Origin of the sequence: Bacillus sp. HMF5848, assembly GCF_003944835.1 — a bacterium.
GTDB lineage: Bacteria > Bacillota > Bacilli > Bacillales > HMF5848 > HMF5848.
In genome coordinates this window covers 3,991,738-4,012,879 of sequence record NZ_RWIV01000001.1, presented here as the reverse complement: position 1 = coordinate 4,012,879, position 21,142 = coordinate 3,991,738, and the positions used below count along the sequence as shown (strand labels likewise).

Below are 21,142 nucleotides of genomic sequence, written 5' to 3'. Positions count from 1 at the left end.
TTCTTTCTAGTTTTTAGATTTTGGATCAAGTGCATCTCGTAATCCGTCTCCGAACATATTAAACCCTATAACTACTAGTAAAATTGCTAATCCAGGAAAAAGTGTTACGTGTGGTGCTTGAGCTATATAAGACCTTCCTTGACTGAGCATCGTTCCCCACTCAGGCGTAGGTGGCTTTGTTCCCATGCCAAGAAATGAAAGTGCACTAGCGATAATAATCGCAGATGCAATGTATAACGTCGCTTGTACAATAATTGGAGAAAGAATATTAGGTAAAATATGCTTTGCAATGATTCGTAGATCGCTAGCTCCCATCGCTCGGATCGCATCTACATATTCAAGCTTTTTAACAGACAAAGTTGAACCTCGTACAATACGAGCAAAGGTCGGAACGGCAAAAAAAGCAACAGCTATAATAACGTTTAGTGTGCTTGCTCCTAAAATGCTCACGATCGCTAACGCAAGTAATATACCTGGAAAGGCAAGCAACACATCTGTTATTCGCATAATGAGTGAATCTATCCATCTACCATAATAGCCGGCTACAATACCAAGGATAATTCCTACAATGGCTCCTAAGACCGTCGATAATACCCCAACTGTCAAGGATATGCGTGAGCCGTATAATAATCTACTTAATATGTCACGGCCTTTATCATCTGTTCCTAACCAGTACTCGGATGAAGGAGGCTGTAACTTATTTTGTATTTTTATTTCTATTGGGTCATGCGGAGCTATGAAAGGTGCCAAAAGAGCAAGTATTACAAAAATAAGAACAATCGTAGCACCGACCATTGCAGCTTTGTTTTTAGCTAACTTTTTATAAAAAGATATCCAACGAGCTGCTTTCATGCTCTTTTGCTTTGTTTCTACTACAAGTGTCGTATCAATCTGTGGTTGAGCCATTATAATACCCCCTTAATATAGTTATCTAAATATTTTGATAAAATTAATTATTATAATAACTTCAAATGACCTTTTCTACAATATTAAACTACTACTGAAAAAATAACTTCTAAATGTAATATTAAGCATGTTTGCGAGAAAATATGACACGAAAAAAGACATATTTCGCAATATTTTGTTAATAAATAATTTTCAGAATATTAATCTTGTAATTTTACAATATATGGATTAATATAATTTTAACCGTGTACAGACACGCGGTCAACTCAAAACATAATAGGGGGGTATTCTTAGAATGAAAAAGTTTTTTCTCTTGTTCATGCTTTCTTTTGTGTTAGTATTAGCTGCTTGTGGCGGTGGTGGGAATGAACCAGCAGATACTAGTAGCGGTGATAGTAGCAATACAGATGGAGATACGCAAACTGAAGAAACAGCAAGCTCCGGTGGTGGGGAATTAGTATTTGTGAGTGGGTCTGATGCTCCTACCCTTGACCCGCATGGTATGAATGATACTGCTACAACAAATGCTACATCTCAAATCTTTGAACGTTTAACGGATTACGCACCTGATGGATCCGTGGTTCCATTGCTTGCAACAGAATATAATAAAATCGATGACTTAACTTGGGAATTTAAGCTTCGTGAAGGAGTAAAATTCCATGACGGCACAGATTTCAAAGCAGACGCTGTAAAAATGTCTATTGAAAGATTAATAGACCCAGATTTTGCGTCACCTCGTGCTGTTGTACTTAACATGGTAGAAGAGGTAATCGTCATTGACGATTACACGGTACATTTCAAAACAACTATTCCATTTGCTCCACTTCCAGCTCATTTAGCGCATAATGCTGGCTCTATCATCGCACCATCGGCGATTGAAGGGGAAAATAGCGGTGGGATGAAAGTTGATGAAAACCCAATCGGTACAGGACCGTTCAAATTCGATTCATGGGCCCGTGGTTCTGAAATCAAGTTTGTACGTAATGAAGAGTACTGGGGAGAAAAACCAGCAGTAGCTTCGGTTGTTATGAAAAACGTACCAGAGCAAGCAACACGTGTTGCTATGTTAGAGACTGGCGAAGCGAATGTTATGTTAATTGGTTCGTCTGATGTTGAGCGCGTATCAGCTATGTCTGATGTTGAAATTACACGTGTAAGAGGAACTCGTATGGACTACTTAGGTTTCCATATGGGCAAAGCACCATACGACAACATAAATGTACGCCAAGCAGTTGCTATGGCTGTGAATAAAGATGATATTGTTAATGGAATTCTTGATGGTCAAGGGGTTGCAGCAGTGGGACCACTTGCACCAACTGTTGTAGGAAACTATCAAGGCTTAACACCACTACCATATGATGTGGAAGCAGCTAAACAACTATTAGCTGAAGGTGGATATGCGGATGGCTTCCAAACAACGTTATATGTTAACGATGGTAACAAAGAACGTGCGGATATGGCCGAGCTGATTCAAGCGCAACTTTTACCACTTGGTATTGAAGTGACAATCGAAATTATTGAGTGGGGTACGTTCTTAGAAAAGACTGCCGCAGGTGAGCATGAGTTATTCCTACTTGGTTGGACTACTGTAACAGGTGATGCTGACTACGGTTTATATGCTTTATTCCACTCTGCCATGCACGGTTCTCCTGGTAACCGTTCATTCTATACGAATACACGTGTGGATGAGTTACTAGACTTTGCACGCCAAGAAGCTGACCAAGATAAGCGTGATAGCGCGTATAAAGAAATCTCTGAAATTCTTGTAGAAGAAGCACCAATGGTTTACTTGCAGCACCCTGACTTCGTATTTGGCTCAAATGGAGCAGAAGGATTGTTTGTAAACTTCAGTGGTACACCATTCTTTAAGGATGTTAAGTTAAAATAAGGATGACGTCGCTCGCTAAAAAGGTGCCCGCTAAAGGTGCCCGCTAAAGGTGCCTGCCCTCAAAAAGGTGCCTGGCCCTTGCTGGGATAAAACGGTAACGTATTAAAGTGGTGAAATTTAATATATAATGTGTGTACCCCCATCTACTATTGATGGGGGTACTGTTTGTTTTGGCAGGCAACCAAAAGTTTACGTGCAAAAAGCCCCAACTAGTTAGTAAATAGCTATTTGGGGCTTTTAAATTACCTTTCGAACGAAACCCATGTGGATGTAGATATTGTTGAAACCCTACACTGAGACACTGAGAAGGAAGCAGGAGAACCGTCCCCGGTTTGCCAAAGGCCAATCCGCTTTTTTTGCCCCCACCGCCCGCTTCGCTCGGCAGACCGAGAACCGTCCCCGGTTTGCCAAGGACCAATCCGCTTTTGCTTGGTCTCACGCTGCTAGCCAAACCCGGCAGACCAAGAACCGTCCCCGCACTGCCGGAGCCCCGGGAATTCAGTCCTATTTTTTATTTCCATCTCCTAATAAAATAGGAAATATTATATAATTTTAATAATAGGTACTATAAGCGAGGTGGGTATATTGGTATGGACGCGAATATGAACAAGAATATAGGCACGAAAACAGGTATGGATAGAAAAACGGATACAAACACGAACTGGAAGCAGTCATTTATAGAAGGAATTGAGAACTGGCAGAACTTAATAGAGTCCCATACTAAATATGCCGATGATTCAATAGATTTTCGTGCTCTGAAAGACGATGTGCAGGATGAGCTCCTCGTTATGATTGCTGGTGAGTTTAAAGCTGGTAAGTCGACGTTTATCAATGCTTTGTTGGGAAGTGAAGAAGTAACGTCGGATGTCACACCGGCCACGGCTGTTGTAACGAAGCTTACGTACGGTGACAAAAGACGCATTTTTGCTCATTTTAAAAATGGTGAAACGAAAGAGTATGAGGAGCAATGGTTAGAGCAGTTAACAGCTGAGCGGGAAGGCCGATTTGCCTTTGTTCGTAAGCAACTATCATACATAGAATTGCAGATTCCTAATGAGCTTCTCAAAAAATTTACAATTGTTGATACACCAGGCTTGAATTCGCAGCACGATCATCATACGGAAGCAACAGAAAGCTTTTTGCAGCGTGCAGATGTAGCGATTTGGTTGTTTAATTATCGAAATGTCGGAACCACAACGGAAGTCGAGTGGTTAAAGAAACTGAAAGAAAATAATATTGAACCGATTGCAATCGTTAACGGCATAGATATGATGGACGAAGAAGAGGACTCGTTGGATGAATTTCTAGAGTATAACTATCGTCGCCTGTATCCTCTTGTAAACAAGATGCTAGGTGTATCAGCACGCGAAGCGTTACAATCAAAGCTTGAAAACGATCCTCAATTGTATGAGTGGAGCAATTGGCAAGAGATAGATACACTTTTTAAAAAGCTAGAGAAGCTTTCGGATAAAAAGGTGGAACGTGTTTATCGTCGCCTCTATCATCCTCTTAAAAATCTATATGACAACCTACTTGAAGAGAAGGCAACATTCTTATTAAGTCAGCGGCTTCCTCAGATGGAGACCTTTCTTTTTACAGATTACCCTGCTTTTCTTGAAAAACAAGAACAATATCACGTGGCGAATGAAAGCTTTAATAATAAACTAGAGTATTGGCAAACGAGTGTAAAGCCTAAACCTTCATTTTTAAAAGAGGCTCTTGCAAATACAGAAGCAATGCTCGGAAAAGTAGAACAAGCGGCAGGGAGTGCATACGCTCAACCGGCGCCTATTCAATATTGGCAGCAAACAGGTGAGGAGCTCGTCCATGACCTTCAGGATAAAGAAACCACATTAGCAAGAGACATACAAACGCTTTACAACGAAAAGGAAGAATTACAGCAACAATGGATAGACCTACAAGCAAGGAAATATTTTAAGAAAAAGAAGCTTACGACATTTGCTCAGATGCAATCAAATTATAATCACAATGCGGAGGGTTTATATAGAAGAAACACGGCACTCACCAAAAAAGCTAAAAAAGTAAAAAATATGTTTGCGAAGCTTTCTGCTGATCTTAATACTTTTATCAATAACGATATCGATGCCATAAAAACACACGCTAATGCTCAGGTTGAGCAATATAACACATATTTAACTGGATTTAAAGAGTTGTGGCAGGAGATTCCTCTATCTACAAGTCAAGCGATGGCGGAGTATTTTCAATGGCTAGACAGCTATATCGACACTGTTATTCCACCGCTTCAGCAGCACGGTGAAAAAATTACTGGGCTAGAAGCATATCAAGAATGTGCCGCGTTGTTTGAAGCAATTAGCTTACTATATGTACAGTTTCCATTTACTGAGTGGGCAAAAGCCGTAAAAACAGCAAAGAAACAGCCGCACATAAAACATCTCACATATGACGAGATTCTTGTTAGCTTAGGACCTAGCAAGGTGTTAAGAAATCCTCTTTCTACACCTGATTTGTTGCGCTACAAAGTGGAACAAGAGATTCATGACATAAGTGACAAGCGAAAAAAACGACTGGTAACAGTGTTAAGCTTAGCAGCCATCAGTACGTTTATTGTCGCGTATGCGAACAGCCGCGATGATATATATGACGAAGTCGCCTCCGATTATGAGGAATATCCGTATGAAGATGGTGTAGTCGAAAGCTCAGGCTACGAAGAATACGACGAAAGCTATTACGATGAGAGCTATGACGAAAGCTACTCGGACGAAAGCTACAACACATACGAAGACCCAGACTACACAGAAGCCGTTGATGTATACGAATACTTTGGTGAGTATGGCATTCAGGACTTTTTACACGAAATGTACAATGAAATGCTGCGATACGGGCGAAGCATGGATTTCTATTATTATTTTACAGACTACAGCTGGATCGAGCATAAAGACATGATTTCTGAAGATATGCTAGATTCATATAGCCTGTTGTCTATCGGCTATGACGAAAATAGACAAGTCGTTGCCCGAACGCGTGAAACGCATCGATTCGAAGGTGACCTTCGTGAATACAACGTGCAATATGTACTAGATTGGGTACCGGACAGTCGACTTGCTATCACGGACGTCACCGTAGAACCATTGTTCGAGCAATCCTATGTCACGAACGAAGAAATAGTTTCATTTATAGAAAGATTCCGTACATCCTATATGGATGCGCTAAATTATTATGGCTTTGAAGAAGTAAGACCATTTTTAAAGTATGATAGTGTCGCGTATCACGAAATAGAAGACTATATCGAGACTGTAAGTGGCAAAGGCTTTAAATTCAACTTTGAAAAAATTGCCGTAACCGCGATTGAAAAAGTCACAGACCTAGAATATCTCGTGTCTACAACCGAAACATTTACATTTACAGATGACCAAAATCAAGAGACTTTTTATGAAAAAGAAAAGCAGTACCGGCTAAATGTAGTTAACACCCCAGACTATTCGTATCTGGAAATTCGAGAGATTGTAATACTAGACACGCAGAAAGAAGAAACCGTACAAAACGTCGATGAAGCACCAATCAACACTGCTTCGCAAATTTCGGTTTCAGATGTCGTGACATTCATGGAAGGCTTCTATAAAGCATCGGTTGTCGCCTTTAATGAGTACGGATTTGCCAACGTGGCGGCCTACTATGATCCGACTGGGCCTGAATATGCTAATGCCGAAGCGTATTTAACATATGCGCAAGAGAAAAACATGCAGATGAACAATATTGAATTCTTTGTCGACACATACAGCGAGCTAGATCACAATCATATCCTCGTATCAGCCTATGTTGAGGACGAGTATTACTATCAGGATGGCTCCGGTGACCGTAAAAAAATAGAAGTATCCTATGTCGTAGAAGTCACGGAATCGGGTGAAATGTTTATCGAATCTGTTGACAATCTTACTATTTTAGAAGAAGTTGAGTTTTAAATATGGACAGCCAGCTAAGATATGGCTGGCATCGCCCTTATTTTTGAAAGACTTAATAACTGACAAAAGAAAAGCAAATAACTAGTTACACTAAAGAGTATTTGGCTAGCTAAACAGAGGAGTAGATAACTAGCTACACTAAAGAGTATATGGCAGCTAAACAGAGGAGTATATAACTAGCTTATCTAAAGAGTACGCAACTAGCTAACTAGAAGAGGTGAACCGATGAGCTTTGGCCTTCAAATATATAAGCAGAAACGAGCGCAAGTTATACAACAGCTTGATCAGCTGCAAATTATTTTAAAAGAAATTAACTTTTCAACTGAACAAGAAAAGGTAAAGGACATTCGCGAACAAGTATTAAACGATTTATTTCAAATTGTCGTAGTGGGCGAGTTTAATAGAGGGAAATCTACTTTTATCAATGCCTTATTAGGACAAAAAATACTTCCGTCAGCTGCCAAGCCTACAACGGCACTGCTAAATGTGGTCAACTATAGTGAGGACGCATATGTGAAGCTTCATTATAAAAATGAAGCAACACCAGCAAGAACAATAAGTGAAGAAACGTTCAAAAAAATCGTAGCACCGCCGGATCCGTTCCCTGGAGACCCGCAATCCGAAAAGGTGTATGAACAGCAGGTTGCTCTTTTAAAATCGATTCGCTTTGCAGAAATTGGTCACCCACTATCGTTTTGTGAAAGTGGTGTTCAAATTATAGATACGCCCGGCACGAATGACCTAGACCCAGCACGCGAGCAAGTAACCAATAGTATCATACCGAAATCTGATGCTGCCATTTTATTGCTGTCCGCTTTAAAAATACTATCAAAATCAGAGCTTAGTTTTTTAAGAGACAGATTACTAGCGAATGATATTCAAAAGATATTCATAGTTATTAACTTTAAAGATGAGTTAGACGGAGAGGAAGCGGCACAGAAGGTCATCAATTATGCATATGAGCATTTAAAGGATATTTTACACGAACCTAAGATTTTTCTAGTATCAGCAAAGCAAGCCCTACAGGCAAGACGAAAGGAAGCAGGCGAAGAGTTAGTCGGAAGACGTGGACGTCCAGTGCCTGTGTGGGATATTAAAGATACCGGTTTTCTTGAGCTCGAGAGCAGTTTAGCTGACTTTTTACAATATGATAGAGGGGCTGTGAAGCTGCAAAAGCCTATTCAGCTAGCGAAAAAAACTATTAAAATCGTACAAGAAAAATCGATTCAATTTGAAAAACAAGCATTGCTCAATAGACAAGAAGGCTTACAAGAAAAAATAGCATCGTTTCGACCAAAGTTAGATGCTGTTAAACAAATTGGTGATGAAACCGTTCGAAGCATTACCTCCCATCTTAAACGAGAAGGAGACGAATTAGCTAGCTGGTATGATGCTGAACAGCGAAGCATATCGCGACATGGACTAGCCACCTTTGAAGATAATCGTCATTTAAGCACGAATCAAATTGCACGAGAAGTAGAGGACGCAATTGCTCCCCTTGAGCGGAATTTACATGAAACGAAAACGAAAAAAGTGTCAGAGACGATCAAATGTGTAATCGAAAGACAAAGTAAGCAAATGAACGCGGAGTGGCTCAAGCTTGAAGGAGACATTAGCGATGTTATTTATTTAGGGAATGACGAAACATCGCTTCAATTCAATACGGCGGACGATTACAGCTTGTTTGATGACATTCTTAACGAGCTTGACCATGCGTGGATACGAAGCAACAGCTTTTTCGGCAAGGTCGCCATCGGTGCAGGGGCTGTAGCTACATTGGTAATCGGCGGTGCCTTCTCACTGCTAAAGGCAGGCTGGAACTGGTTTACAGGTGTTGACGAAAAAGCTAACTTCAAGAAAGAACTAATTCAACAATTCGAGTCCACTCGTAAGCAAAAAGTGTCTACTTTTAAAAGTGAGTATGCTGCCATTGTAAAAGACGTCACGAAGCAATATCAAAAGGTAATCCAGGACAATGTGCAACAAATGGAACGCCAATTACAGGTGTTAAAGGAACACGCCCAGCTTGAAGGCGTTGATATCGAAAAAGAACTAGAAATCCTCAATCGCCGTGAAAAAGTACTTGGTGGAATTGAACGTGAACTCGAGCAGCTGAACGGTGAGCTTCAAACGGAGAAGTTGGGAGTAAGATGAAAGTGAAGCGAGTCACCATATGAACTTGTGCTGCTTCAAGAAAAGTACTGAAGTCGCTCTAGTCGGAGTGGGTTGGCCGCAAGGTTAGTGCGAGGCGTGTGAAGTGTGCAGCAAGCAGAATTACTGGCAGTGTCACCAGTCGGAGTGGGTTGGCCGCGAGATCGGTGTGAGACGATGTGAAGAGTGCAGCAAGCAAATTGCTGACAGTGTCACCAGTCGGAGCGGATGGCCGCGAGATGAGTGTTAGGCGATGTGTACAGTGAGCGAATCACTGACAGTGTCTCCAACAGGGAAGGCTAGGACGAGTGACCGTCAAGGCTAGGACAACATGTGCACTCCGTTAATCACAGAAGTAAATGAACGATGAATTCCAAACAGTAAAGGTTGGATTAGGATGAACGAATATGCAGATAACAAGAAAGAGTTACTTGCAGCAATAGAGAATTTGTTGCAGTTACAAGAAAGTGCTTTACCGAAAAGTGCGATGTGTCAACCATTGCAGCAGCTTAGGGATGATATTTTACAAGATTACTATACTGTTGTAGTTGTTGGTGAGTTTAAGCACGGGAAGTCAACGTTTGTGAATGCACTATTAGGCCGGGACATCATGCCGAGGAATGTCACCCCTACTACCGCTACCATCAATGCTGTTTTTTATAAAGAAACGGAAGAAATGCAAGTAATTCAAACAGATGGCACTGTTGAAAAACAAGAGCTAAGTAGAGAGGCACTGGAGAAATATACAGCAGAGGCAGACTTTGATCCCAATGCTATCCAATATATAAAAGTCTTGATGAACCATCCGCTTTTGCAGAATAGGGTTGTCTTAGTAGATACACCAGGTGTGAACGATCTGAATCAACACAGAGCGTCAATTACCCACCAATACATTCCCCGCGCGGATGTCGTCTTATTTTTAACATCTATAACGGATGCCATTAAAAAGACAGAGCAGCAATTTATTGAACAGCATTTACTTGAAAATTACCTTGATAAGACTATTTTCATTGGTAACTTCTTGGACAGGCTCGATGACGATGAGATAGACGATATATGTGATTTCGTCGAAAATCGCTTAAAAGCTGTTACGAATCGAAATGAGGTAACACTTCTACCGTTGTCAGCGAAAGAAGCGTTAGAGGCAAGACTAACAGAAGATGAAGAGCTTCTAGAGTTATCAGGTATTCAAGAGATTGAAGAAGAGATATTGCAACGAATACATAGTAGTACGCGGAACGAAGAGAAGATAGATCGGTTTAAAATAAGGCTTGCAAGCATTGCGGAAAGTATTTTGCAAGAAATAGATACGGCGGAAACGTTGAGTGACAATTCGTTAGAGGAGCTTCAGCAACAATTGCAGGCGGTCGTGGCTTGGTTTCAAAACCAAAAAAGCTGGGAAGACGAATTGGTCAGTTATTTGCATGAGCGTGAAGAGGAAGTTTCTTATATGGTAAGAAAATCCGTCCGCCACTTTGGCGATCGATTAAATACGGACGTTGAAAATCGTATTGCCTTGTATCATGGACCAGATATAAAGGCGCTTGTTGAAACGCAGCTTCCCATCGCGATACGCTCACAGTTTATGCAATGGATTGATCAATACGAAGACTCTATTAACAGCCTATTCCATAAGCTTTCAAGAAGTGTTGAAAAGGGGTTAGCGGATGCTTTTTCGGAAAATGTAAAGCTTCATGCACAGCATGAAGGTGGGTTGCGCTTTGATGTAGATGCACCGATGATACAAGCTAGCAGCGGCAATGCGCATGTAAAGGCCGGGCTTCTAATGGGGGGAGCAAGCTCGATTGCGTTGTTGATGGGGGCTGGTTTCTTTCTTCCGCTCGTGGGTATGGCCGGACTTCCTTTTTTATCACAAAAAATAGCAGAAAAACAGATGGAAACGATAAAGCCAGAGCTTATGGCTGCCGTGCGTGAACAAGTGGATGTATTAATAGATGATTTTCAATCGTATCTCAACCGGTATATTCGTAAGAACATAGAAAGCATTCGTGAAAATAGCCTTATGGAGTTCGATAGAATTATCCAATCTTACGAACAGCTCTTGCAAAATGAAATACGTAATAAAGAGAAGGAAGCAGCTGATATTGCGGCGCATCAGCAGTTGCTGACGGACTTAAGGGAAATCTGTTTGGAGCTGGTGGATCGTGAAGAGGCTGTGGGTAGTGAGAGATTTGAGGAGTTAACTGTTTCTGAGTAGTACGGTTTTGTAGTAGGTTTTGAAGAGATTATCATGGGTGGTGGTACAGTTCCGCCACTTTAGATAAATGCATATTAAAGGAGAGGATCATATGAACGATTTTACGAATATGCTAGAACTTCCTGACGTCTCTAATACCTTTGACCAGGATTACCGAGTGGATAATCATTTAGACTTATATAAGGATGTGCAAGGCAATACTTTTTCATCAGCACCTGATTACAGTCATGATATTTTTCATTATGCCGATCCATTGAAGTTTTGTCATAAATTCCATTTCAAACCGCTTATTATGAACGTCGATAACACTCACTTTGTGAAACCACATCATGTTGATGGTTATTTCCGCAAAGATGGCACGTATGTTGCCCCATACTACCGCGATGGTGATGGCGATACCACTATTAACCGAATAGCCGAACAAGGTGGCGGCTATCTACGATCAAACCCAGACGGCAACCCGTTCAACAACCTAAAATAGGCAGAGTGGGGACGGTTCTCGTGCAGCCAAGACGGCAGACAAGGGACGGTTCTCACTCTGCCGACTTCTCCGTTGGGAAAGGAAGCACGAGAACCGTCCCCATGCATCCAAAATTGAGAGGATTGAGTGACTATGATAGAACAAGCTGTAGATAATGTTTTTGAAGATGTAATACTTGAGTACGCTCCAAGGCTTTTAGGTGAGATAGGAAAGGTATATGTACAGGAGAACATTCCTAAGAAGAAACTGGATAATGCTATCAAGAATTATGGCAATGGCGTAAGTGAGACGAATGTACTTGCCTTATACGATAGTACTACATTCGGAAGCGGAAAAGAGGGCTTTTTAATTACGAAAGCGGGTTTTTATTATAAAGAGTTCATGGAAGACGCAGTTGAGATTAACTTTAACGAAATAACAAGTGTGAAGTTAGATGAAGAAACGACAAGTAAAGGGAAGATCAAACAAACGCTACGTCTGCATTTGAATGGAGAGGAGTTAGTTTTTTCTGTTAATAGTACATATATGGATGGTGACGAGTACTTTTCTTTTTTTAAGAAGGTTATTGAAAATAAAGATAAGGGACTCATAGATGAAACAGATAAGATTATCATTCTTGAAGATATGCCTGTTGATGTAAAACTTAATTATATAAAAGTTATTATTGAATTTGTTTTAGAAGAAAACCAGGAATTTGATGGAAATAGCTTATCAGAGATCCAGACATTAATGACTCAACTAAATTTTGATAGTCAATTAAGGCATGATGTTCGTTCGTATATCGCAAACCCTAGTAGGGAAGTTATAACTCTACTTAACGATATGATGGTGAAAATTCCTAAGGGATCAGAACAAGCGACTAAAATTTCGTTAGTAAAAGATGTAATTCGTGTTCATAGAGTGAAGAACGGTGATGTGGATGCAATGTCCGTTCAGTTTATTGAAAACATTGTAGAACGCTATGGTATGGATAAGGATCAGGTTGAGGTTATTGAACAAGGAATTAAGAATGATGAAAAGATTATGCGTGGGGAAGTAAAAGATGACCAAATTGTTAAAAATGCTAAAGATTTAGCGGCAAAAGCGGGTGCGGTAGGAGTGCCAGTGGCTGCTATCTATATGAGTGGAAGTGTAGTTGGTTTAAGTGCGGCTGGGTTAACATCTGGTTTAGCAGCATTAGGATTAGGTGGTGTTCTAGGCCTTTCCTCTATGGTGACGGGTATTGGTGTTGTTGTTATTGCAGGTGTAGGTGTGTATAAAGGGATACAATGGTTAACAAATGGTTCAGAACGATCTAAAACGCAAAAAAGGGAATTTTTCATTCAAGAGATTATCAAGATGAATCAAAAAACGATTAATAATTTAGCTGAAGACGTAAATTTCTTCGCAGATAAAATTGTTGAATTAGCCTTTGAAGCAGAAGTGAACAAGAAGCAAATTGAAAAGCTAGGTAGAGAGCTTTCTGTTTTTTCAGGTGCCTTAAAAACGTTACAGCAAAAGGGCATTAACCTTCAAGAAGTACTGCAACAAAAGGAGTGAGGTAACTGTTGAAAGATATTGAAAAGGCGTTGCTTACTCAAACTGACCAGCTCAAGAAAAGCGCAAAAACATTATCTGATTTGCAAACGGTAGCAACTGATGTAGAGGGGAAAACGACTGAGCATCAGGTCAGATTGGAAGAGCTGGATGAACAGATGGGAGATTTATTTAGTATGCTCGGACTCGAGCGTGAAACTGAAGAGATACAAAACGCACCAGTATCGAAGAGAATACTTCTTTCGGATACAGAGTTGCAAGACATTCAATATAAGCTTCCTAAATTTAATAGAATTCCAACTTTAGAGGTTCGTGATTGGGAATCGTACTCCAGAGATGTTAACAAATACATTCAGACATACGAACTTGATTTATCTGTCGATCCAATTAAGCAGATGTTAACCAGTCAACAAATAAAAGAGATCGAAGCTAAGTATTATCGGGAATTTGGAGATCTAAGGTGGAATAAGTGGGATTACACTGTTGTCGGACTGGCTGCCCTAGTCGGATTTTTAGTAGACTTATTATTGGTCAAACTCCCTGCAGGTGGGGCAAGTAAATATGTATCTGCTAGTCAACAAAGTCCTGTTGGTAAATGGATTAATAAGATGACAGATTCTTATTTAAATCCAGATAACAATGCTATGATTAAGCGTTTAGAGATCTGGGCTAAAACACCATATGATGCTGTTCGCATCAATGATTTTCAACGGATTATTCCAGAATCAGATAAAATTAAAATAAACGCAAACCTGCATCGATTAAAAACACCTGGTCACGATCCAATTTTACAATTAGTGTTCGGGGTTTTGGATTGTTTTAATGGGACGATGACAGTTTTTGATCAAAAAGGAAATTTAGCAGTTTTAGATAATCCTAATTTTCAAGGTATGAATTTGTTTATGTCGATCGTTAAAACTTTGTCGCATTTCATTACGGATATAGGTACTAAAAAGGGTGTGGCTCCCCCATTTTTCTCGTTGACTCAGGCAATTACGCTCGACACACCGTTTGAAATCAATGATAAAGGAACAATTAGAAAAATGAGGTTGAATGAATTAGGTGAGCGGATGTTCACCCACGGTGGATATAACTTCAATCACTTTTTGACTATGTCTTTAACACCGTTAAGTGTGGAATTAATTGTTCGAGCTTATCACTGGCTCTCAAAACCTGATAGTATAGTCGAATACAAAAGAGATTACAAGCTTTCTAGCATGTTAACACTTGCCCATTCACTCACTATGTCTGGCAATGTTATAAAAATGTGGATGAACGGATGGAATCCGTTGGCCTTTAACTACTCAGAGATGCTAATGCTAGTCAAATCATTTTATTCCTTATATCAAGCGGGAGCAGAACGGGAAAAGGTCATAGATGAAACGCTCATGGACAACTGGAAACAAATCTACCAAACCATATAAATCATAAAAACCGCGGCTGTTTTTGCTGCCAGCTGTGGCAGAGTGGGGACGGTTCTCGTGCAGCCAAGACGGCAGACAAGGGACGGTTCTCACTCTGCCGACTTCTCCGTTGGGAAAGGAAGCACGAGAACCGTCCCTGTACTGCCAAATACTTATAGAGGGTGGGATTAGTGTGGCAATTAAACCAAAGTTTACTTTGCAGAATTACAAGACTCCCGCAAGTAGACAATTCACAGATCGGGAAGAATTTGTTGATGCTTTTATTAATGCAATAGGAAAAGAAGAGGAGCAATATAAGGTATTAACTTACTATGGGATAGGGGGAATTGGGAAAACGAGTTTGAGAAAGAAGCTCGGGGAAATCCTAAAAAATGAGTACCCTAACCATGTATGGGCAGCGATAGATTTTGAGGTGCCTAATTTCCGAGATATACATAATGCTCTTTTCGTATTGCGAAAACATTTCCGGACACAATATCAAATTAGATTTCCTCTGTTTGAACTAGCTTATTCAATCTACTGGTCGAAAGTGAATCCAAATGTTTCGGTTAATAAAGATTCTCTTCCATTTTTAGAGGAAGGAGGGCTTGTCGCTGACCTTGTCTCCACCATCGGGGATATTCCGGTTGTGGGTATCGCTCCTAAAATATTAACACTGGCTATGAAGAGTAAAGAGATTGCGCCCAAATACTTAAATAAAGTGATGAAAACAGAATTAATTAAATTAGAGCAATACGAACCGAATGAAATTATGCAGCGACTCCCCATGTATTTTGCGGCGGACTTGAAAGAGTATAAACCTGAGAAATCCCAAGTTGTCATCTTTTTCGATACATATGAAGCACTATGGGGAAAAAGCAGAACAGAGGGAAATGCTTTTACTCAAGACGAATGGGTTCGTGAATTTATTGCACAGCTCCCAGAGGTTTTATGGGTGATTTGTGGCAGAGAAAAGCTGCGTTGGGAGGAGCTAGATTCAGATTGGGGAGACGTTTTAGAACAGCATCTTATCGGTCAGCTTTCAGATAATGATATTCGAATTTTTCTTGAGTCATGTGGGATAACAGATAATAAGATTCAAAAGAATATCATGCAGTCTTCCTTAGGTGTTCCATATTATCTAGATATTTGTGTGGATACGTATGAAGAGATTATGGGGAAGTTCGGTCGTAAACCGTTAGAATCTGATTTTGGTAAATCGCCTAAAGAGGTATTTGAAAGATTCATTAAGTACCTTGATCAAAGTGAAATAGAAACGTTAAAGCTCCTTGCTTTTCCTCGTTTCTTTGATTACGAATTATTCAAGAGTTTGGTAATGAATTTTAATACAGGTTTCCCATTAACAGCATTTGATAGCTTATGCAGGTTTTCTTTTATACAAGAAGTGCAACCTGGAAAAATGGACATGCATGAACTAATGCGGACAAGCTTAATGGAACATCAGAGAGATGATATAGTACAGGGAACGCATACAATCATTTTTCATTTTTATGATCAATTACTGCAGGGCACTTCGGAAAGGGAACTGAGCTCGCAAGGCGTCACAACACTTTCAGAGGCGTTGCATCACCATATTCAATTTGCGTCTGTTGAAGATGTGTCCAACTGGTTTGAAGAGGCTACGAAAGTGTTCTATCAATATAAACAGTGGCATTATATTGTTCCGATTTATGAAGAGTTCATTAAACATATAACAGAAAACAGCAATGATTCATTATTACTAGCCCACCACTTAACTAACCTTGCCGGTATATATAACGATCTATGGCAGTTCGGTCGATCGGAAAGTATGCTGATTAATGCAAAAGATATTTATGAAAAACTACTTGGTTCAGACCATATTGATCTAGTTAAAACATTATCACGATTAGCTGTTGTATATTTTATAAAAGGAATAAAAATGGACCAAGCTGAGTCGCTATTGTTTCAAGCTCTTGATATCCAAATCAAGAACTTTGGTGAACACTCTCCCGAATTAGCGGTTACGTACACTTCACTAGGAAAGCTTTATAGAATTAAAAACTTGGATGAGAAATCTGAATTATATTATATGAATGCTTTGAAAATAAGAATAGAACATCTCGGTGAAACGGATGTGAGGACTGCTTACTCTTATAATAATCTTGGTTGGATCCAACTAAAGCGAAAAAAATTTGAAGAGGCAGAGACTAATTTTAAAAAATCAATAGAAATACGAGAGAAACTTCTTAATAGAAAACATAGAGACTTAGCTATTCCTATTAATAACTTAGGGCGTTGTTATCATAAACAAGGTAAGTTGAATTTTGCTGAGGAGTTATATCTTGAAGCGCTAAAAATTAAAGAGAATAAATTTGGGGAAGATCACCCAAGTATTGCAGCTTCCTATCACGACTTAGGGAGATTATACTTTCAGCAAGAGCAGTTTGACCTTTCAAGGCATTATTATGAAGAGGCACTTAGAATACGAGAAGGTTACCTTGGAGAAGTTCATCCAGGAGTCGGAACTATACTCATTGATATGGCTGAGCTAGAAATGACACTAGGGAACCGAGACAAAGCATTAGAGCTTTATCAAAATGCTAAACGCATCAGTGAAACAACAATTGGCATGCCGGTAGATAGTATTACCAGGCTCAATAAAGGCTTAAATAGCTAGCAAACTGGGGACGGTTCTCGTGCATCCAAGCTCCTGTTTTAACAATGTATGGAAGCCATACAAACTGTTAAAGAGACTGCTGGGATATTTTGTTAGAGTATAAGGAAGAAGCTAATCAACAACAAATTAGAAATTGTTGATTAGCTTCTGCTTTTTGTTATAGGTGATTTTCCCGCGGTAATAGATCCGCCGGAGAGTACTGAAAAAATCTTACCTTTTTAAAGAATTAGGTATATTCAAAACTAAATATAGATGAAAAGAAAAAAGAGAATGATTAACTATAGTAATTTTGCTGATCTGTCCTTTTCTACCGGTTTCGAACCCTCCCTGCCCTTGTCTGACAAGGGGCATCCACTTTTTTTGCCCCCACCGCCTGCTTCGCTCAGCAGACCGAGAACCGTCCCCATTTAGCCTTACAGGTTTGTTGATCTTTCTTTGAAGTTAACGTCTGGGTAATATTTATTTTTAACAAGGACGTTCGGACCTAGGCAACGTATAGCCGGGCAATGACAGTTTAAGCTATTTGCCAGGTCTGTGGCTAACCATTTCGAGAAGACATCTGTGAGTTGGTCTTCTTTAATGTTGCCTAAGGCTGGCGTGTCACCGAAGTCTGTAACAATTACATCACCAGTAAAGATGTTCACGTTTAAGCGGGAGCGACCATCTGGATCGTTACGCATAGTTACGTTTTTACTATTGTAAAGGCGTCGTAGAAGCTGTAGGTCTTCTTCCTTGGTACTGCAAGGGTAGAAAGGTAGAGTACCGAATAGCATCCAAGTGTTTTCGTCTCGGAAATCTAGGATGTGATGTATAGCCTCGCGTATATCTTGCAAGCTAAGTGCTTTTAATGTGGAAGCAAAATCGGAAGGGTACATTGGATGTAGTTCATGTCTTTGGCAGTGCATTTCTTCGACAATTTGCTTATGTATCTTTTCTAAGTGAGGCAACGTTCTTTTGTTTAACATAGTTTCAGCCGAAACCATAACACCCATTTCTACAAGTACTTTACTATTATCTATCATGCGCTGGAATAGTGCTGCGCGCTGGTCGGGTGTTGGTTTGCGCTCCATCATGGCAAAGCCACCTTCTACGAAATCCTCCATCGTACCCCAGTTATGAGAGATATGCAGTACATCTAGAAAAGAGGCAATCTGTTTGTATCTTTCTAAGTCAAGAGTAAGGTTCGAATTCAGTTGAGTCCGAACGCCTCGAGAGTGAGCGTACTCTAATAAAGGAAGAACGTAATTTTTTACTGATTTTTTCGATAGCATAGGCTCGCCACCTGTAATGCTTAAAGAACGAAGGGTAGGGATTTCATCAAGTCTTTTAAGCAATAAATCTAGCGGCAGTGCAGCGGGATCTTTTGGTTGCAAAGTGTAGCCGACGGCGCAATGCTCACAGCGCATGTTGCATAGTGTTGTTGTTGTAAATTCAATGTTTGATAGAGTGAGCTTATGATGTTCATCTATATCCATATAGGCTTCCCATGGATCAAAGCAAGGTGTAATTGGTTTTAGTGTGTTAGATTTCATTATGTGAAGCTCCTTATATAAGAATCTTATGTCATTATCAAGTTGAAGGGTTCGTCCTGTCAATAATTTTATGATCGGCAAACTGGGGACGGTTCTCGTGCATCCAAGCACTTTATGACGACGGTGGGAAGGAAGCACGAGAACCGTCCCCATGCATCCAAAAAAGCAAAGAGACATTGAAGTAGTTTCATGTACTTCAGTCTCTTTGCTTTTATGATTGGTCTGGCTTGTAATTGTAGCTCTGTCCACTGTGCTCGTATTCTTCTGTTTCTGCAAGTGCAAGTGAGAGGGTGGTTTCAGGCACTTACACTTACAAGCATTGACGTGTCATACGTTTGCGTCTAAAACATGTGTTTTATTAAGACTATGATGCTTGTTTATTTTTGCGAATTGGCTTGAAGTGCAACCCTAATTCTTTTTTCTCTAGTGTTAGAGATTTATATAGTGAGAGCATCATTAAAATCATAATAATAGAAAACGGGAAAGCTGCGATAATCAGGGCGTTTTGTAATCCTTGCAAGCCCCCACTATAAAGTAAAATGACAGCGACTGTTGATTGTGCGATTCCCCATGTTAATTTTACACGATTAGGTGGTGTTAAAGAGCCGTACGTCGTTTGCATTCCAAGGACGAATGTAGCTGAGTCCGCTGAAGTAATAAAGAAGGTACTGATTAAAACAACAGCTATAATAGAAAGTACTGTACTAGCTGGGAATTGACTAAAGATAGCAAACAGCACTTCTTCTGTTGCAAATTGCGTTAAGTCAAGGTTACCAGCTTTTTGAATTTCAATGGCTGCTGTTCCAAATGTAGCAAACCATAGAAAGCTTACAAGTGCCGGTAAAAGCAAGACACCAATTAAAAACTCTCTAATTGTCCGGCCACGTGATACGCGTGCAATAAAAATACCTACGAATGGTGACCAAGAAATCCACCAAGCCCAATAGAATATCGTCCAACCGTTAATCCATGAGCGGTGTTCAGCATTTAACGGCGCGATACGAAAACTCATTTGTGCGAAGTTTTGTATATAGCGACCGATGGTATCTGTGAACATATCTAAAATCAATACTGTTGGACCAACAAAGAACATTAATCCAAATAAACAAATAGCAAGAACCATGTTCGTATTACTTAAGTATTTAATACCTTTACCAAGTCCTGTCCATGCTGAAATCATAAATAGAACTGTAACAGCGGCAATGATAATGAATTGGACCGTGAAATTATTTGGTATACCAAGTAAAAATGTTAGTCCACCATTAATTTGTGCAGCACCAAAGCCTAGCGTAGTGGCAACTCCGACAACGGTAGCAAATACAGCAAGAACATCAATAATAGTGCCGAGTGGACCTTCAATTGTTCTCCCTAAAACAGGTCTAAGAGTAGCAGAGATTAAGCCTGGTTCATCTTTACGGAATTTGTAATATGCCAACGCCAATGCGACTATGGCGTATATACCCCAAGCATGAATGCCCCAGTGGAAAAACGTGTATCTCATTGCTTCTTTGTTTGCAATGGCAGTACTGCTGTCAGCTAATGGTGGGCTTATATAATGAGATAAAGGTTCTGCTGCCCCCCAAAATACTAGTCCAATTCCCATACCAGCACTGAATAGCATAGAAAACCATGTTGCTTTTGAGTATTCGGGTTTCTCATCAGGCTTCCCGAGCTTGATCATTCCTACGGGACTAAATATTAAAAATATACAAAATATGACAATAACTGTAACTAGAATTAAATAATACCAGCCGAATGATGACGTTAAAAATGATTGTACGTTAGAGGTCACATCTTGAAAAGAAGTAGGCGCTGCTACGCCAATTACCACTGCTACAAGTAAAATAGCAACAGTAATCCAAAAAACATTCGATATTCTCTTCATAAATTCATTTTCTCCTTTATTGTGCTTTAGGTCTTCCTTGATGCTGATAGTAAAACATCATTATACTACAGATTTCGACACCGTGCGAATTAGCAACCCTATCACGGCAGTGCGGGGACGGTTCTCATGCATCCAAGTCAGAGGTGGGGAGGTAGTACGGTGTCTCGAGTCTCACGAAGCAAACTCTCAAGCAAGAATATGGCGTGTGGCCGGTTCTCGTGCATCCAAGTCAGAGGTGGGGAGGCAGTACGGTGTCTCGAGTCTCACGAAGTCAACTCTCAAGCAAGAATATAGCGTGTGGCCGGTTCTCATGCATCCAAGTCAGAGGTGGGGAGGCAGTACGGTGTCTCGAGTCTCACGAAGCAAACTCTCAAGCAAGAATATAGCGTGTGGCCGGTTCTCATGCATCCACTTCCGCTGTCAAGGCAGAACGAGAACCGTCCCCAGTCTGCCAAAATTCTTACAATCTATCGACAACTTTTTAAAAATAGTTACTGTTTTTCAAGAATGATGCTATGCTTCAGATGGTGGAGTGAGAGTTA

11 protein-coding genes are annotated in these 21,142 nt (G+C 40.2%); 8 read left to right on the top strand and 3 right to left on the bottom strand.

All coding sequences use genetic code 11. From position 1 onward, the window contains the following. Window positions 1-6: 6 nt before the first annotated feature. Window positions 7-906: a nickel transporter permease gene (nikC, locus tag EJF36_RS18930; RefSeq protein ID WP_125907793.1), complete on the bottom strand. Its 900-nt coding sequence runs from the start codon at window positions 904-906 to the stop codon at window positions 7-9. Between the two features lie 295 nt (window positions 907-1,201). On the opposite strand from nikC, the gene EJF36_RS18925 reads away from it, so the two are divergent. From EJF36_RS18925 to EJF36_RS18890, 8 genes are all read left to right on the top strand, one after another. After that, entirely contained in the window at window positions 1,202-2,794 is a 1,593-nt protein-coding gene (locus EJF36_RS18925; protein ID WP_125907792.1) for a glutathione ABC transporter substrate-binding protein, read from the top strand. 590 nt (window positions 2,795-3,384) lie between these two features. Further along, entirely contained in the window at window positions 3,385-6,735 is a 3,351-nt protein-coding gene (locus EJF36_RS18920) for a dynamin family protein (RefSeq protein ID WP_125907791.1), read from the top strand. A 225-nt stretch (window positions 6,736-6,960) separates the two neighbouring features. Continuing rightward, a complete protein-coding gene (locus EJF36_RS18915) occupies window positions 6,961-8,889 on the top strand; it encodes a dynamin family protein (protein WP_125907790.1) in 1,929 nt (642 codons plus the stop codon). A 394-nt stretch (window positions 8,890-9,283) separates the two neighbouring features. Continuing rightward, entirely contained in the window at window positions 9,284-11,104 is a 1,821-nt protein-coding gene (locus EJF36_RS18910) for a dynamin family protein (RefSeq protein ID WP_125907789.1), read from the top strand. Window positions 11,105-11,195: 91 nt separating this feature from the next. Next, window positions 11,196-11,585, top strand: a complete 390-nt coding sequence (locus EJF36_RS18905) for a hypothetical protein (RefSeq protein WP_125907788.1) — start codon at window positions 11,196-11,198, stop codon at window positions 11,583-11,585. 132 nt (window positions 11,586-11,717) lie between these two features. Continuing rightward, window positions 11,718-13,124 (top strand): hypothetical protein, encoded by a 1,407-nt coding sequence (locus tag EJF36_RS18900; RefSeq protein ID WP_125907787.1) that lies wholly within the window; start codon window positions 11,718-11,720, stop codon window positions 13,122-13,124. An 8-nt stretch (window positions 13,125-13,132) separates the two neighbouring features. Beyond that, on the top strand, window positions 13,133-14,545 hold the full coding sequence (locus EJF36_RS18895; protein WP_125907786.1) for a hypothetical protein: 1,413 nt from the start codon (window positions 13,133-13,135) through the stop codon (window positions 14,543-14,545). A 172-nt stretch (window positions 14,546-14,717) separates the two neighbouring features. After that, window positions 14,718-17,183 carry a tetratricopeptide repeat protein gene (locus EJF36_RS18890; protein ID WP_125907785.1) on the top strand — a complete coding sequence of 822 codons (2,466 nt, stop codon included), beginning with the start codon at window positions 14,718-14,720 and terminating at the stop codon, window positions 17,181-17,183. A gap of 413 nt (window positions 17,184-17,596) precedes the next feature. Here the strand turns inward: EJF36_RS18890 and yfkAB are convergent, their stop codons facing one another. Both yfkAB and EJF36_RS18880 read right to left on the bottom strand, forming a co-directional pair. Continuing rightward, entirely contained in the window at window positions 17,597-18,715 is a 1,119-nt protein-coding gene (yfkAB, locus tag EJF36_RS18885) for a radical SAM/CxCxxxxC motif protein YfkAB (RefSeq protein WP_125907784.1), read from the bottom strand. A gap of 364 nt (window positions 18,716-19,079) precedes the next feature. Next, the gene (locus tag EJF36_RS18880; RefSeq protein ID WP_125907783.1) at window positions 19,080-20,600 is read right to left on the bottom strand and encodes a glycine betaine uptake BCCT transporter; all 1,521 of its coding nucleotides are present in this window, start codon (window positions 20,598-20,600) and stop codon (window positions 19,080-19,082) included. Between the last annotated feature and the right edge of the window lie 542 nt (window positions 20,601-21,142).

Bases quoted from the DNA above. Each gene is read 5' to 3' on its own strand.
- EJF36_RS18925 (WP_125907792.1), top strand. From the start codon at position 1,202: ATGAAAAAGTTTTTTCTCTTGTTCATGCTTTCTTTTGTGTTAGTATTA.
- EJF36_RS18920 (WP_125907791.1), top strand. From the start codon at position 3,385: ATGGACGCGAATATGAACAAGAATATAGGCACGAAAACAGGTATGGAT.
- EJF36_RS18910 (WP_125907789.1), top strand. From the start codon at position 9,284: ATGAACGAATATGCAGATAACAAGAAAGAGTTACTTGCAGCAATAGAG.
- yfkAB (WP_125907784.1), bottom strand. From the start codon at position 18,715: ATGAAATCTAACACACTAAAACCAATTACACCTTGCTTTGATCCATGG.
- nikC (WP_125907793.1), bottom strand. From the start codon at position 906: ATGGCTCAACCACAGATTGATACGACACTTGTAGTAGAAACAAAGCAA.
- EJF36_RS18900 (WP_125907787.1), top strand. From the start codon at position 11,718: ATGATAGAACAAGCTGTAGATAATGTTTTTGAAGATGTAATACTTGAG.
- EJF36_RS18915 (WP_125907790.1), top strand. From the start codon at position 6,961: ATGAGCTTTGGCCTTCAAATATATAAGCAGAAACGAGCGCAAGTTATA.
- EJF36_RS18905 (WP_125907788.1), top strand. From the start codon at position 11,196: ATGAACGATTTTACGAATATGCTAGAACTTCCTGACGTCTCTAATACC.
- EJF36_RS18880 (WP_125907783.1), bottom strand. From the start codon at position 20,600: ATGAAGAGAATATCGAATGTTTTTTGGATTACTGTTGCTATTTTACTT.